The 15478-nt window shown below is 41.3% G+C and carries 14 protein-coding genes; 4 read left to right on the top strand and 10 right to left on the bottom strand.

Translation table 11 applies throughout. The features are described from left to right. Positions 1–228: 228 nt before the first annotated feature. On the bottom strand, positions 229–387 hold the full coding sequence (locus tag KPL72_RS07445; protein ID WP_219702340.1) for a YqaE/Pmp3 family membrane protein: 159 nt from the start codon (positions 385–387) through the stop codon (positions 229–231). 245 nt (positions 388–632) lie between these two features. Between KPL72_RS07445 and KPL72_RS07440 the strand changes: the two genes are divergently transcribed. Continuing rightward, entirely contained in the window at positions 633–1874 is a 1242-nt protein-coding gene (locus KPL72_RS07440; protein ID WP_219702339.1) for an MFS transporter, read from the top strand. 51 nt (positions 1875–1925) lie between these two features. Here KPL72_RS07440 and KPL72_RS07435 read toward each other — a convergent pair whose 3' ends face one another. The 6 genes from KPL72_RS07435 to gap form a co-directional block, all read right to left on the bottom strand. Further along, positions 1926–2399, bottom strand: coding sequence for an Lrp/AsnC family transcriptional regulator (locus tag KPL72_RS07435; protein ID WP_219702338.1), 474 nt, complete (start codon positions 2397–2399; stop codon positions 1926–1928). A 290-nt stretch (positions 2400–2689) separates the two neighbouring features. Continuing rightward, entirely contained in the window at positions 2690–3754 is a 1065-nt protein-coding gene (gene purK / locus KPL72_RS07430; RefSeq protein WP_212917936.1) for a 5-(carboxyamino)imidazole ribonucleotide synthase, read from the bottom strand. Between the two features lie 3 nt (positions 3755–3757). Beyond that, on the bottom strand, positions 3758–4249 hold the full coding sequence (purE, locus tag KPL72_RS07425) for a 5-(carboxyamino)imidazole ribonucleotide mutase (protein ID WP_048813927.1): 492 nt from the start codon (positions 4247–4249) through the stop codon (positions 3758–3760). Positions 4250–4461: 212 nt separating this feature from the next. Further along, the gene (locus tag KPL72_RS07420) at positions 4462–4932 is read right to left on the bottom strand and encodes a methylglyoxal synthase (protein ID WP_219702337.1); all 471 of its coding nucleotides are present in this window, start codon (positions 4930–4932) and stop codon (positions 4462–4464) included. A 6-nt stretch (positions 4933–4938) separates the two neighbouring features. Then, a complete protein-coding gene (gene pyk, locus KPL72_RS07415; RefSeq protein WP_212917938.1) occupies positions 4939–6387 on the bottom strand; it encodes a pyruvate kinase in 1449 nt (482 codons plus the stop codon). 81 nt (positions 6388–6468) lie between these two features. Further along, positions 6469–7482 carry a type I glyceraldehyde-3-phosphate dehydrogenase gene (gene gap, locus KPL72_RS07410; RefSeq protein ID WP_072839492.1) on the bottom strand — a complete coding sequence of 338 codons (1014 nt, stop codon included), beginning with the start codon at positions 7480–7482 and terminating at the stop codon, positions 6469–6471. Positions 7483–7863: 381 nt separating this feature from the next. Between gap and edd the strand changes: the two genes are divergently transcribed. Further along, a complete protein-coding gene (edd, locus tag KPL72_RS07405) occupies positions 7864–9678 on the top strand; it encodes a phosphogluconate dehydratase (RefSeq protein WP_219702336.1) in 1815 nt (604 codons plus the stop codon). Between the two features lie 263 nt (positions 9679–9941). On the opposite strand, the gene putP is transcribed toward edd, so the two are convergent. After that, complete coding sequence (putP, locus tag KPL72_RS07400; protein WP_219702335.1) at positions 9942–11438, bottom strand: sodium/proline symporter PutP; 1497 nt, start codon at positions 11436–11438, stop codon at positions 9942–9944. Between the two features lie 448 nt (positions 11439–11886). Next, on the bottom strand, positions 11887–12753 hold the full coding sequence (locus KPL72_RS07395) for a MurR/RpiR family transcriptional regulator (protein ID WP_012068799.1): 867 nt from the start codon (positions 12751–12753) through the stop codon (positions 11887–11889). 89 nt (positions 12754–12842) lie between these two features. Between KPL72_RS07395 and KPL72_RS07390 the strand changes: the two genes are divergently transcribed. Together KPL72_RS07390 and ung are read left to right on the top strand one after the other, a co-directional pair. After that, complete coding sequence (locus KPL72_RS07390) at positions 12843–13751, top strand: phosphotransferase (protein ID WP_219702334.1); 909 nt, start codon at positions 12843–12845, stop codon at positions 13749–13751. After that, positions 13751–14473, top strand: a complete 723-nt coding sequence (ung, locus tag KPL72_RS07385) for a uracil-DNA glycosylase (RefSeq protein ID WP_219702333.1) — start codon at positions 13751–13753, stop codon at positions 14471–14473. Before KPL72_RS07390 ends, ung begins: the two co-directional genes overlap by 1 nt. A 51-nt stretch (positions 14474–14524) precedes the next feature. Here ung and ygfZ read toward each other — a convergent pair whose 3' ends face one another. Next, the gene (ygfZ, locus tag KPL72_RS07380; protein ID WP_219702332.1) at positions 14525–15439 is read right to left on the bottom strand and encodes a CAF17-like 4Fe-4S cluster assembly/insertion protein YgfZ; all 915 of its coding nucleotides are present in this window, start codon (positions 15437–15439) and stop codon (positions 14525–14527) included. Positions 15440–15478 lie beyond the last annotated feature (39 nt).

The raw sequence follows: 15478 nt of genomic DNA, 5'->3' as shown, positions 1-15478 counted from the left end.
GCAGAAAATTCTTTTGCCTGTAGGAATGCCATCTTGTCATTGCCTTCGCTTGCGCCTGTTTCGCAAGCTCAACGCGTCAGCGCGACTTCAATGTAAAAGATGGTATGAGTCAGCACACAGTGAGGGACGAAGCAGAATAATGTGTATATCATTGAGGTTGCCGCCTTAATGATCGTCCAGCGTTTGAGTGTCAGTTGTCAGTGCTTTTTCATCTAGAGAGCGCTGAGGTTAGCGCCTAGCGATGATCCATACAGCGTGAACAATGCCAGGAATATAACCTAGTAGTGTGAGTAATATGTTTAGCCAGAATGCACCACCTATACCGACTTGTAAAAAGACACCAAGCGGTGGTAGAAGAATAGCAAATAAAATTCTAATTAAATCCATGTTATCTATCCTTATCAATTATGTGTTTTTTTAAATATCTCAATTAGTCTATCTAACCGCAGTATGATTGGCTAATCATGTGACAAGTTTTTTACGTTATTTACAAGAATGTGAGTAAGTCTTGTTTTACTAAAGCCTTTTGTAAAGGCTATCAATTTTTTAGAATGAGATATTTATTTTTCTATTTTTTTAGAGACAATTTTTAGAGTGTGTACCGTGACTAAAACTATTAATAGAGTGTCGTGATGTTAGATAAAGAAGAGGAAAAGAAGGTCGATAGGGCGAATATTTTTAAGCAGATTTTTTCTCAGTTTTTAATTAACTTTGGTGATGTCTTGATTAACCCAAAAGTTACCTTGCCGTGGCTGTTACAAAGCTTAGGTGCTCCTTTATACCTATTGGGCTGGCTGGTACCAATACGTGAATCTGGATCTTTATTGCCACAGTTAGTTATAGCTCACTTTATTTATAAAGTGAAAGTTCGAAAGTGGGTTTGGGTATTAGGAAGTCTTATCCAATCTCTATGTGTAGTAGTGATAGGGTGTGCTGCTTTATTGTTAGATGGAGCAAGTGCAGGTTGGGTCATTATTGCTGCATTAATCGTATTTAGTGTAGCAAGAGGGCTTAATTCTGTAGCGTCGAAAGATGTACTTGGTAAGACAGTTGTGAAAAATAAACGCGGAAGAGTCTCTGGATGGTCTTCTAGTGCTTCAGGTTTTATAACAATAGGTATTGCGGTTTGTACATTATTTTTCTTCGAAAGTTTTCAAGGTAATGTGAGTTTTTATATTTGGGGAATTGTTGCTGCTACGCTAGTTTGGCTAGTTGCTGCTCTAATTTATTCCTTTGTGCAAGAGCCTTTAAGTGACGTTGAGGATAAGGGCAGGAATTTTATCGATGTATTTGGCGAGCTTAGTCTATTAAGAACGGATTCAGTATTTCGTGAATTCGTTATTGCCCGTTCGTTTTTTTTGTGTGCGGCGTTGAGTGCTCCCTATTACGTATTGATTGCTCAGCAAAGATCTGAAAATGGGGTGTTGATCTTAGGTTTATTTATCTTAGCTAGTGGTTTGGCTTCTTTGCTGTCTTCTCCTTTTTGGGGCTTATTTTCGGATTATTCTAGTCGGAAAGTGATGATGGTTTCTTCTTTGTTGAGTGCGTTCACAGGTGTTGTTCTATTTTTAACTGTTAAGTTATTTTCAGAGGAAGTGTTTGTTACTTGGATCATTGTTATTCTTTACTTTGTTTTAAGTATTGCACATCAAGGTGTCAGAATTGGTCGTAAAACGTATTTAGTGAATTTAGGTGAGGGAAATAAGCGAACTAGTTATGTATCGGTGAGTAATACTATTATTGGTTTTATTTTATTAGCGATGAGTAGTATTAGTCTACTGACTTATTCTATCTCTTTAGCATCTCTCGTTTTAGTTTTTTCGGTAATTACTTTGGCGGGAGTTTTTGTGGTCATACGTTTGCCTGAAATCTAAAAAGCGACACCCTTATGACATTTGGGCTCTGTCGCTTCTCAATTTTCTCAGTTAATTCGGGAGTGGAATTGAAGGTGCATGTTTTACACGATTTAGAACAACGGTAGAGGTTAAATCTCTTACACAAGGTAGGTCAGCAAGTGACTTACTTAGAAAAGTTGATAGGGCGGGAAGATTTTCGCTAATTACCCGTAGCCAATAATCTGCTTCTCCGCTGACCGAGTAGCATTCCAATATTTGAGGAATAGCTTCAATTGCTTTTTTGAATTCTTTATCTGAGTTTTTTACGCTTTTATCTAGAGTGATGTTAACAAAAGCGGTTACTTGGTACCCCAATTCACTTGCATTAAGCTGGGTAAAGTAAGCTTCAATTAAATTATTTTGTTCAAGCCTTTGAAGTCGTCTTGAGCATTGTGAAGGAGATAGATTAACTTGTTCTGATAGTGCTACATTGGTGAGTCTTGCGTTAGTTTGTAGTGCTCGAAGCAAGCGCCAGTCATAACTGTCTAGTTCAAGGTGATTCATTCAAGGTTCCTTATCAGCATCTACTAAAGTGTGCTGTTATTTTTATATTGGACAAGCTATTTCAGCTAGATCAATTAGAATAAGGAGTTTTGTAAAGTAAACAAGTTCAAAAACATTAAATTTCATGTTTTTTAGAAATTTTTTTGCATGTTTTTTGTTTTTTATTGACCGTTGTGAAAATAACTCAAATTGAAGTCTGAATGACAAAAAAAATGCCGCTCACCATGATGGGTCGCGACACTTGGTTAATTTAGTCTGCAAGGTATCTAGTCTTTGAAGTAGATATTTTTTTATTTAGGTATGTTTTTAGATAACCACTGTAATGCTTCTGGATAAGGTTGTGGAAGATCTAGTTGCGCTAGTGCTGTTTGTAATACAGCGTGACTACCTGAGCAGAAGTTTAGGTGGCCCACTTTTCTACCTGGACGAACTTCCTTTTTGTACCAATAAAGCTCTAAGCCTTTGATATTAAGCCAATCATAGTCTAGATCAACACCAATTAAGTTGACCATCATATTTTGGTTCTTCACTTCAGCTGGCGCTAATGGAAGTCCTGTGACTGCGCGTACGTGGTTTTCAAACTGACATATGCTAGCGCCAGCTTGCGTCCAATGGCCGCTATTGTGGACCCTTGGAGCTAGCTCATTAATGAGTAGCTCATCACCTATGCGAAAACACTCCATTGCCATCACACCAACGTAGTCTAAAGCGTCCATAAGCTTGCTAAGCATTGCTTCTGCTTTACTTTGCAAAGGTTTTAGGCGTTCTAAGGGAGAGATGGATGCGTATAAAATTCCATTAATATGGAGGTTGAGCGTTAAAGGGTAAAAATGTGTTTCACCATTTTTGCCTCGAACACCGACTAATGAAACCTCTTCATCAAAATTAATAGCCTGCTCTGCAATCGCTTGGCCTTTCCAATCTTCAGGTATCTCAATGCTCTCAGACTGTTTCAGCCAATATTGACCTTTGCCATCGTAACCACCCCGACGGCGTTTCATCAAAACACGCTCACCTAATGTCTCGTGGGCTTTTGCGGCTGTGGAGTCTGCTTCAACAGAAAACCATGGTGCTGTTGCTAGCTCAAGGCGATCTAACCATTGTTTCTGTGTTAGACGATCTGCAAGTTGTGGAAAAGTAGCTAAGTTGACAAAGTTACTGTGTGTAGCAAGTTGTTTGGTGGCGACAGTATCAGGCCATTCTTCTCTTTCTGCTGTAACAATGTCGGTTGGTGCTAATGCTAAGGTTTCAGTTGACTCTATATCAACTGGACGGACATCAATACCAAGTGGTGTTCCGGCTTGTTTTAGCATGGCTCCTAATTGACCGGCTCCTAATACCCATAGAACTGACATAGATTAAGCCTCTCTTGGGTCTGGATTAGCCAATACAGTTTCAGTCTGATTGGTTCTGAACGCTTCAATTTTTTTAGCAAGTTCTGGATTGGAAATGGCTAGAATTTGACAAGCCAATAGGCCGGCATTAAAAGCCCCAGCACTACCAATGGCAAGTGTTCCAACCGCAACGCCTTTTGGCATTTGAGCGATAGACAATAAACTGTCCATGCCGTTTAATGCTTTGCTTTGCACTGGTACGCCTAGAACAGGTAAGCGTGTATGAGCAGCAACCATGCCAGGCAAATGAGCTGCGCCGCCAGCGCCACCAATAATTACCTTAAAGCCTTTGTCTGCAGCGCTTTCTGAAAATTCTGCAAGTTTGACTGGTGTCCGGTGAGCGGAGACAACTTCGACGTGGTAACTTACGCCAAGAGCGTCCATTATTTCTGCGGCACCTTCCATTGTCGCCCAGTCACTTTTTGATCCCATTATTAGGGCTACATCTGCTTGCAAAACTCTTCTCCTATAAGTGGTGTTCAACGGGGTGCTGAGGGGGTTGTACGTTGAACCTAATTAGTAAGTTTGTCTTGTCTAAACGTGGCCTAACACATTTTTGCATGACAATAATGGCGGCTAATATAGCCGATTTTGAAGAAAACCGCGAGCTTTGAAGGTCGTTGAAATACGTAAGTTGGAAGATAGATAGAGGCAAAAGAAAAGAGCGACTAGAGTCGCTCTTGAAGGTATTTTTCATAATCTGGAATTTGCCGCTCAAATTCGTTTTCGAATAAGGGAGACGTAACCAGAAAATTAGCAGAAGAAACGCTACAAGCAATTGGGATATTCCAAACAGCAGCGACTCGAAGCAGGGCCTTAATGTCAGGATCATGGGGCATTGGCTCAAAAGGATCCCAGAAAAAAATCAGCACATCAATCTTACCTTCGGCAATGAGTCCCCCAAGTTGTTGGTCTCCGCCGAGAGGGCCGCTAATCAGAGAGTGAACTGGAACGTTTAGTTGCTTTTGCATTAAGTTCCCAGTCGTACCTGTAGCCATCAAATTGTGTTTTATCAATTTTTCTTTATGCTTTTCTGTCCACTCAATAAGAGCGGGTTTCATATTGTCATGAGCAACCAGAGCGACGTTTTTACGCTCTGGTGTCGTGATCGTTTTTTGTTGCAACGTTTTGCTCTTCACTGTGAATTATTCCTCAACAGCGCCGACTTTTACGACTTTCATCATATTGGTTGTGCCGTAGCTCACCAAGTGATCGCCTTTTGTTACAATAACCAGATCTCCATCTTTGATTAGGCCAAGAGATTTAACATGATTAACTAAGCCCGCAACGATAGTCTCTACGTTGAACTCTTGTGAAGAGAAAGCCACCGGCGTTACACCACGATAAAGATTTACTTTATTCAGTGTTGCTTGGTTTGGAGACAATGCGTAGATTGGCAAACCAGAGCTAATGCGAGACATAAGTAGTGGTGTTGTACCTGAATCAGTCAAGCTGATGATCGCTTTTACGCCTTCCAAGTGATTGGCAGCGTACATTGCTGACATCGCGATCGTTTCATCAATGCTGGTAAAGGTCACATCGATACGGTGTTTAGAGCGATTGATTGCAGGTTGCTTTTCAGCACCCAAGCAAACGCGGTTCATGGTTTTAATAACTTCTTCAGGGTATGCGCCAGCCGCTGTTTCGGCTGAAAGCATGACAGCATCTGTGCCATCTAGAACAGCGTTAGCTACATCAAATACTTCAGCGCGAGTTGGCATTGCACTGGTGATCATGGTTTCCATCATTTGAGTTGCTGTAATAACAGGGCGGTTCAACTGACGGCAGCGCTTGATCATGTGTTTTTGTACACCGATCAATTCTGCATCACCAATTTCAACACCAAGGTCACCGCGAGCAACCATGACGGCATCAGAGGCTAGAATAATAGCATCCAATGTTTCGTTGTCAGCTACGGCTTCCGCACGTTCTACTTTAGAAACAATACCTGCTTTAAGGCCAGCAGCTTCAGCTAGTGCGCGAGCTTCGTGAAGGTCGTCTGCGCAGCGAGGGAAAGAAACAGCTAAGTAATCGGCTTTTAATGCAGCAGCAGTTATAATATCTTCGCGATCTTTATCGGTAAGTGCCGCTGCTGAAAGTCCACCCCCTTGACGGTTGATGCCTTTGTTATTAGACAAAGCTCCACCAACGATGACTTTAGTAATAACTTCTTGGCCTTTTACTTCTAGTACTTCAAGAACGACTCGTCCATCATCAAGTAGCAAAACGTTACCGGGCTGTGAGTCTTTTGCTAGTTGTGGGTAGTCGATACCAACGCGAGTTTCGTCGCCATTGTTTTTGTCAAAACCAACATCAAGAACAAACGTTGCACCGTCTTTTAGCTCGACCTTGGTGTTTTTAAAGCGAGCGATACGGATTTTAGGGCCTTGTAAATCACCCAGAATCGCCACGTGACGACCATTTTTTTGAGCCATTTCACGAACTACTTTAGCTCGTTCGATGTGATCTTCAGGTTGGCCATGAGAAAAATTTAGACGGAAAACGTTGGCACCAGCAAGGATCAATTTCTCAATCATTTCTGGGGAGCTGGAAGCAGGGCCTAAAGTGGCAACAATTTTAGTTCTACGAGTCATTTTAAATACCAAAGATTAGAAAGCGTGAAGAGAAGTATAAGAGACGACGAAGGCTGCGTCAGCAGCCTTCGTGTATTTTGACTATTTCGCAGCCATTAATGCGATAGTATTATCAAGCATTCGGTTTGAGAAGCCCCATTCGTTGTCATACCAAGCCATGACTTTGACTAATTTGCCTTGTACACGAGTTTGTGTCGCATCGAAATTAGAAGTGTAGGCATTGTGATTGAAATCAGAAGAGACAAGAGGTTCATAATTGACATGCAATACTTGCGCAAGAATTGGATCCGCTTTGATAGCGTCTTCAATGATTTTGTTAATTTCTTCTACTGTCGTTTCTCTAGGTGCTAAGAAAGTTAAATCTACTAGCGAAACGTTGATAGTAGGTACGCGAACGGAAAGACCATCAAATTTACCAACAAGTGCTGGGATAACAAGGCCAACCGCAGCTGCTGCACCAGTTTTACTTGGAATCATGTTCATTGCAGCTGCACGTGCACGGTAAAGATCTTCATGATAAACGTCTGAAAGACGCTGATCATTTGTATAAGCATGAATTGTCGTCATCAAACCGCTTTCAATGCCAAGCTTTTCGCTTAGTGGTTTGGCAAATGGTGCTAGGCAGTTAGTAGTACAAGAAGCATTTGAAATGACCGTCATTTTAGATGTCAGTACATCTTGGTTAACACCGTATACAACAGTGGCATCCACTTCTTTACCAGGTGCTGAAATAATAACTTTCTTCGCGCCAGCAGTGATGTGAGCACTTGCCTTTTCTTTTGTTGTGAAGAAGCCTGTGCATTCATAAACGACATCAATATCTAGCTCAGCCCAAGGAAGGTCTGCTGGATTGCGTTCAGAGAAAGTGCGAATTTTATCTTTGTTGATATAAAGCGCTTCTTCATCAAAGGTGACTTCTTCGTTGAAGCGACCGTGGACAGTATCGTATTTCGTCAAATGAGCGTTGGTTTTTGAATCACCAAGATCATTAATCGCTACGATTTGGATTTGATCACGCTTGCCTGATTCATACAAAGCTCTAAGCGTATTGCGTCCAATGCGTCCATAACCGTTGATAGCTACCTTAATCGTCATACTCACCTCTAACATAGTGCAAAAGTTGCTTGATGTTCGAATTCGAACAACATGCGTTCAATTTTATTCTTTACGTAAAAATACTACATAAGTAATTTTTTAAGCAAGGATTAGTAACAAATTCCTGTCAATATGGATGTTTTTTGATCATCTATTGATCTAAGACTAACATTGTACAGAATTATGTTACAGAAGTTCGGGTATATTAGCTGAAGAAGCGCCTTTTTCGAATTCTTTTTGTAAAAAAATTACATAATAATGCGGTTTTATTAGTTTTTTATCTGTTTTAGGCGTGAAATAAATTAAAAATGTAGTAATATTACATAATATTATAGTGTCAGGCCGTGTGCTGAGATAACTGAACTAAAAACGGAGAGAAGCATGAATCCGATTGTTGCTAAGGTAACGAACGACATCATTGAACGAAGCAAAGCGCTACGTGAGCAATACCTTAAAGATATGAAGAAAGCGCAAGAGCAAGGGCCGCACAGAGGAACATTGTCCTGTGGTAATTTGGCTCATGGCTTCGCGGCATGCCAACCTCAAGATAAACAAAAGCTGACTCTCATGGAGGAAGCGAACATAGGCATCATATCTTCTTACAACGATATGTTGTCGGCTCATCAGCCTTACGAAAATTACCCAGATCAAATTCGTGCAGCGATTAAAGAAATGGGTTCTGTTGCTCAGTTCGCTGGCGGTGTTCCTGCTATGTGTGATGGTGTCACTCAAGGGCAAGACGGCATGGAGTTGAGTCTATTTAGCCGTGACAACATAGCACAAGGTGCGGCAATAGCGCTTTCTCATAATATGTTTGATGCCGCTATCTACTTAGGTATTTGTGACAAGATAGTTCCTGGCCTGTTGATTGCTGCGCTACGTTTTGGTCATTTGCCTGCCTTGTTTATTCCTGCGGGCCCAATGCGTTCAGGCATTACTAACGCGGCTAAAGCGGCTGTTCGCCAGCGCTATGCTCAAGGCCAAGCAACTCGTGAAGAATTGCTTGAGGCGGAATCGGCTTCTTACCATAGTGCAGGTACTTGTACCTTTTATGGTACTGCTAACTCGAATCAGTTATTAGTCGAAATTATGGGGCTTCAGCTTCCTGGTTCTTCTTTTGTTAACCCAGATGATCCATTGCGAGGCGCTTTAACTAATTATGCCTCTCAGTTGTCCACGAAGATCACTGCACTTGGCCGAGATTACCGACCTTTATATGAAATAGTTGACGAGCGCAGCATTGTTAACTCGATTGTTGGCTTGTTAGCGACGGGTGGTTCCACTAACCACACCATGCATATTGTCGCTTATGCTCGTGCTGCAGGCATTATTGTTACATGGGATGATTTTTCAGCTCTTTCTAAAGTTGTGCCATCATTGACTAGAATTTACCCGAATGGCCAAGCTGATATTAACCATTTTCACGCGGCTGGCGGTATGGCGTTTTTGGTTAAGCAATTACTGAAAGGTGGCCTAGTGCATGAAGATGTAAACACCATCGTAGGTAAAGGCTTAACTCACTACACCAAAGAGCCTTTCTTGGAAGGCAATAATCTTGTTTGGCGTGATGGTACGGATGAAAGCTTGGATCTGAATGTTGTCCGGCCTATTGATAATCCGTTTAGCAAAGAAGGCGGATTGGCTTTATTGAAAGGTAACCTTGGTCGCTCTGTGATTAAGGTATCAGCAGTAAAAGATGAAAATCGAATTATCGAAGCGCCTGCAGCAGTGTTTCATAGTCAAAATGCTTTGGCTGATGCGATTGCAAGTGGTGCATTGAAACGCGATTGTGTGGCGGTTGTACGTTTTCAAGGACCGAAAGCATTGGGTATGCCTGAATTGCATAAATTAACACCATACCTTGGTAATTTACAGGATCAAGGTTACCGAGTGGCCTTAGTGACAGACGGCCGCATGTCTGGTGCATCCGGTAAAGTACCTGCTGCGATTCATTTGACGCCAGAAGCGTTAGCTGGCGGTTTGATCGCTAAGATTCATGATGGTGACATGATTCGCTTAGACGCAGTCGAAGGTACTTTGTCTGTACTGATTTCTGAAGAAGAGCTGAGTAAGCGTGAAGCGGCTCACCAAGATTTAACTGACTCTCATCAGGGTATGGGGCGTGAATTATTTAGTGCGCAACGTATTTTGGTGAGTGGCGCAGAGCAAGGTGCTTGCAGCTTGTTTAATGATTAAACCTTTCCTCTGACTACTAACATTTGTTAGTAAATGGTGTTTAGGGGCTTGTTTCAAGCCCCATTTTTTTGCCTGAAATTTGCCATTCTTGTTTATCGTTTCAAATCCTTTACTCTTTATTTCACCCATAGTATATCGATGAATCATTAACCGAATATCATCTTAATTCAAATCAAGTCTCTATATTTTAAAGATAAAAAAAGGCCCGAATCTGAGTGTGGATTCGGGCCTTCTTAAGTAACTAGCTCAAAAGAGCAGGCTATTTAGTCCATTGTATCTAGTGCTTTTTCGTATTCATCAAAAGAATCTGTTACAGACTCTTCTGGAGCGCCTGTTGCTAGGCTTACTACAAAAATAGCAATAGTCGAGAACAAGAAGCCTGGAACGATTTCATAAAGATCGAAAATGCCACCAGTTAATTGTTTCCATACCACAACGGTAACGCCACCAATAACAATACCCGCTAGAGCTCCGTTACGGTTCATGTTACGCCAGAACAAGCTTAGAAGGATAGCTGGGCCAAATGCAGCGCCAAAACCAGCCCAAGCATAAGACACTAGGCCAAGTACTGAGCTTTCTGGGTTCAATGCAAGCACTAGTGCAATAATAGAAATAGCCACAACCGCAAAACGTCCAACGTTGACGATTTGTTTTTGAGTTGCTTCTTTATTGAATAGTTGCTTGTAAAAATCTTCGGCTAGTGCAGAAGAAGATACCAGAAGTTGAGAATCTGCTGTACTCATGATAGCCGCTAAGATTGCAGCAAGAAGGATACCAGCAACCACCGGGTGGAAGACCGCATTCACTAGAATCATGAAGATTTTTTCTGGGTCAGCTAAGTCACCGGCTAGATTACTATCGACAAAGGTTATGCCGACTAGGCCGATAAGTAGTGCGCCAGCCATGGAAATCAATGTCCAGATAACTGCGATACGACGAGCTGTTTTAATGTCTTTGTTAGAGCGAGAGGCTTTAAAACGCGCTAGGATATGCGGTTGACCAAAGTAACCTAGACCCCAAGCGACGAGAGAGATAATCCCTATTGCTGTCAAAGGTTCGCCACTGACATTAGTCCAGATATCTAGTAATTCAGGATTTTTTGTCATTAACGTGTTAGAAAGATCAGACCAGCCGCCATCGATGGCAACAAGAGGGACGATGACTAGTGCCGCGCTCATCATTAGGCCTTGTACAAGGTCTGTCCATGCTACCGCAAGAAAGCCACCAAATAGCGTGTAGGAAACCACACATACTGTGCCGATAATTACTGCATAGGTGTAATCTAAGCCAAATACTGTTTCAAACAATTTGCCGCCTGCAACCAAACCGGAACTTGTATAGAACAAGAAGAACAGCAAAATGAACAGAGCTGAAATGGTTTGAATAAGCTTCGATTTATCATTGAAGCGTGTAGACAAAAAGTCTGGAAGTGTTAGTGCGTTGTTTGCTTTGATGCTGTACGTTCTTAGGCGTTTTGCACAGATTAGCCAGTTAAGCCAGGTACCAACAAAAAGGCCACCTGCAATCCAGAACGATTCTAAGCCTGCTGCAAAAGCGTAGCCTGGTAAGCCAAGTAATAACCAGCCGCTCATGTCCGAGGCGCCTGCTGATAGTGCGGTAGGCCAAGGTCCTAAAGAGCGTCCGCCAAGAAAGTAATCTTCAGAGCTGGAAGTGCGTTTGTAAGCGTACAACCCAATTCCTAGCATAACTACTAGATAGGCTAGGAATGTAAAGCTGATCGCATAGCTGCTTTCTATCATTATTGTTGTCCCCTAATGAAATTATTACGGGTGAAATAACCTTTGATGGATAAGGTTATTTATCAGTATGGATAGTCTTTATCCTTATATTGCGCTGTTCAGCAATATCTACTGATTGAAAGATTGCGCTTAAAAAAGCTTCGTCTAGATCACACCCGAAAGAGTTATAATTGTTAAATCGTTATTGTGATAGCCGTTGATATCAAATGTAAAAATAATCACCTGATCGTAAAGAGAATGGATCGCATTTTTGACATATTTCAAGACCTGCGCCGATTCTAAGTGGCTGAGATCGGATAATCTTTCAAATTTCTCTGACAAAATTACGAAAAAATCTGATGCGCTTGGCAAACTGATTGGTTTGGGTAAATATCTTGTGATCTGAGGTGATTTCGCAAAGCTAACGTAAAAAAATAAAGGCACATGAAATGTGCCTTATATTGTGTAGTTATTTCTTTTCAACTTTTGGTAATCGAGTGTCTTGTACGCTTTGTTTCAGTTTTTTTAGATGGGCGTTGAATTCTGGGCCGCGTTTTAACAACACGCCAGTAGCCAATGCATCGATTAACGTAAGATAAACAATACGTGAGCTCATTGGCGTATAGATATCGGTATCTTCAGTTTCTTCAATCGGTAAGACGATAGAGCAGTGCTCTGTGAGAGGAGAATCTGGATTAGTGATACCAATAACGGTAGCCCCAGCTTCACGAGCGACACGAGCTGTTTCTATTAACGGCAAGGTGCGGCCTGTATAGGAAATGATGACGATAGCATCGCCAGAATGGGCGCCAGCGGCAGCCATGCGTTGTACTAAAATATCCGTGTAAGCAACAACCGGCATGTTTAAGCGGAAAAATTTATGATGTGCATCTTTGGCAACTGGGCCTGATGCACCTAAACCATAAAACTCGATTCGACGAGCTTGCGCCAATACATCAACTGCTCGACTTATCAGTGACTCAGGTAAAATGTCCTGAGCTCTGGTGAGGTTGTTTTTGGCGGCTTCAAAAATTTTCGCCGTAACGGCGCCTGGAGCATCGTCAGGTTCTACGTTTAAGTTGACGTAAGGTGTGCCTGTCGCAAGGCTTTGGGCAAGTGATACTTTAAAATCAGGAAAGCCACTACCTATTAGACTACGACAGAAACGGTTTACCGTAGGTTCACTCACTTCAGCTCTAGCGGCAAGTTTCGCAATACTGGAGTGAATGGTTGTTTTTGGATCGGCAAGAATCGCTTCCGCTACTTTTCGCTCGGATTTGCTTAACGTGCTCAGTCGTTCTTGTATCTTACGAATAATGTCTTCGTGTTTAATCATTGATCTGCTTCAAAGTTGACTATTGACTCGGATGGTTCAGTTGTTCATTCTGACAGCCACTTACAATTCTGGCAATAAAATGATTAAAAATGACCGTTCTATCTGAGTATTTCTTAAAAATGGCTGACATATTACCAGCCACCATGGAGGTTGAAACTACTTTATTTGAGGAAGGCTTTTCAAACAAGGTGTATTTGATTCATTGGGAGCAAGTTTCTCGTTTTGTATTGCGCATTCCCTATATTGATATTAGTGCTTTTTATATTAACCGTACGGAAGAAATGAATACCTTAAAACATGCTGCATCTATTGGGCTTTCTCCTGCTGTTGCTTGGCACGACAGTGATGGCAGCTTTGCTTGTCAATTTGTCTCTCAGCCTTCTCTTGATTGGACTGTGTATCATCAAGATAAAGATATACCGCGAATTGCTCAAGCCTTAATAGCGGCGCATAGTTTGCCAATGGGTCATCATCACTATGATGTGTTTGAAGTAATTAAGCATTATTTGAATGGCATTCAACGTTATGACGTTGAAACACCAAGCTTGATGGCTGAATATGATTACCTTACTGCTCTTTTGAAGCAGCTAAAGCCGCCAGAAATAATTTTACCGTCAGTACTTTGCCATAACGATTTAAACCCTAAGAACGTTTTAATGGACAGCGATAAGCTCTGGCTTATTGATTGGGAATATTGTGGAGTTGGAGATCCATTATTTGATCTTGCTGTAGTGGTTAAGTCTCACAATTTAGACGCAAGACAAACTGCATTATTACTACGTTCTTACCGATCAGATCTTCCGAAAGAAAAGGCTTTAAATACGATCCAAGAGTATGTGAAAGCCTACGGATTAAGGGAAATGGCTTGGTTGTTATTGAAGCACTTAGTCACACCTGAGGATAAGCTGTCGCTGCAATATTATTATGAATTTAAAGCGACGCCAGCATTAAACCCTTTTTATGAAACCAAAAGCAGTGCAGAGAATAAAGTGAGCTAATGATGAATTTAACGGGTGATTGGCAAGAATATTTAGCTGATGAGTTTGAGAAAGACTACATGTTGGCTTTGCTAAAATTCTTACAAACAGAGAAACAAAATAAAACACTTTATCCTGCAGAAACAGAATATTTTACAGCGTTAAATGTGACGCCTTTCAGTAAGCTAAAAGTGGTGATTCTTGGCCAAGATCCCTATCACGGAGAAGGCCAAGCTCATGGTTTATCCTTTTCGGTAAAGCCTGGTATAAAAGTTCCTCCTTCATTGGTGAATATCTACAAAGAGCTTGAGATGGATTTGGGTATCACACCAGCCCAGCATGGTTTTTTACTACAATGGGCAGAGCAAGGCGTCTTATTGCTAAATAGTGTGTTGACCGTCGAAGCGAGCAAGGCAGGTTCTCACCAGAATAAAGGTTGGGAAATATTTACTGATAAAATCATCGAGCTCATTAACAACAAGCACCAAGGCGTTGTTTTTATGCTGTGGGGATCTTACGCACAGAAAAAAGGCCGTCATATTGATCGTGATAAGCATTGTGTGCTGGAAAGTGTTCATCCATCACCATTGTCGGCATATCGTGGATTTTTAGGTTGTCAGCATTTTTCCAAGGCGAATAATTATCTAATTGGTCTTGGCAAAGAGCCTATTAAATGGGCATTAGAGCCAGTCAGAAATAGGGATGAGGTAGAACAAAATCAGCAGATTGGTTTGCCATTCTAAATTAATTTTATAGCGCCTATCTGGCGCTATAAAATACCTCGAATATAGCCTCTATTTCTTGCTATCTAGCGAGTAGGGAAGTGGAAGTAAGGTGATTTCTTGGTTATCCAAAAGGATTTTTTCTGCGTCACTTGGATCAATATTCAAAATAACTTGTGCGTAGTGTGTGTCTTGAATATAAGTGAAATCAAAGATTTGCCCTATGTTTTTGCCTTGTTCATCTACAATGTCTTTTGTCGTATCGAGATTTCCTTGCCAAGTTACTAATGCTAGCTGTTTTTTCGACTTGCCTTTATATTGCATGCGAGCAACGATTTCTTGTCCTGTATAGCAGCCTTTTGTGAAGCTGATGCCGCCCGTACTTTGCATGTTAAGCCATTGAGGCAAAATAGTTTCACTTTGCTCTAGATTAATAAGTGGACGGGCTGCAAGTATTGCTAATGCAGCCAATTCTGAATTCTTCTCCTCAATTTCTGCTTTGGCTGAGGTAATCAGAAACTGAATTTCTAATGGCTCCTGGCTAATCGTCAATGTAATGATGTCGTTATCTTGAGTGGTTGTAAAAATACTCGATGCTACATTGGAATCATCTTCTATTTTTTGGTTCACTAGCCTTGTATAAACCGCAAAATGATCTTGTTCATCCGTCAATGTTGTTTTGAAAAACACTGCGTACTTTTTTAGATGTAATAAGGTTTTCTCGACTAAATCTTTTGCCATGATCATCAACACATCGTCATTGCGTTGAACGATATAAAAGCTGCTGATAATACGTCCTTTAATGCTACATATAGCACCGTATAGACCATTATCTTGGGACAGTTTGTTCATGTCGCAGGTTGTCTGACCTTGCAGGAATTTCTTTGAATCTAAACCAGATACTCGCAAAACGCCGATATCCTGCTGTTTCATGACGACGTCTTTGTTTTGCAGTGTTGAGTCAATAATATCGTGAAGAGAAGTCATAAAACGTTCCATAAAATAGATCGGGCATAAAATAGGTTG

Origin of the sequence: Marinomonas lutimaris (genome assembly GCF_019426345.1) — a bacterium.
GTDB lineage: Bacteria > Pseudomonadota > Gammaproteobacteria > Pseudomonadales > Marinomonadaceae > Marinomonas > Marinomonas lutimaris.
The sequence above is the reverse complement of the archived record's forward strand: the minus strand, read 5'-3'. Positions and strand labels throughout refer to the sequence as shown.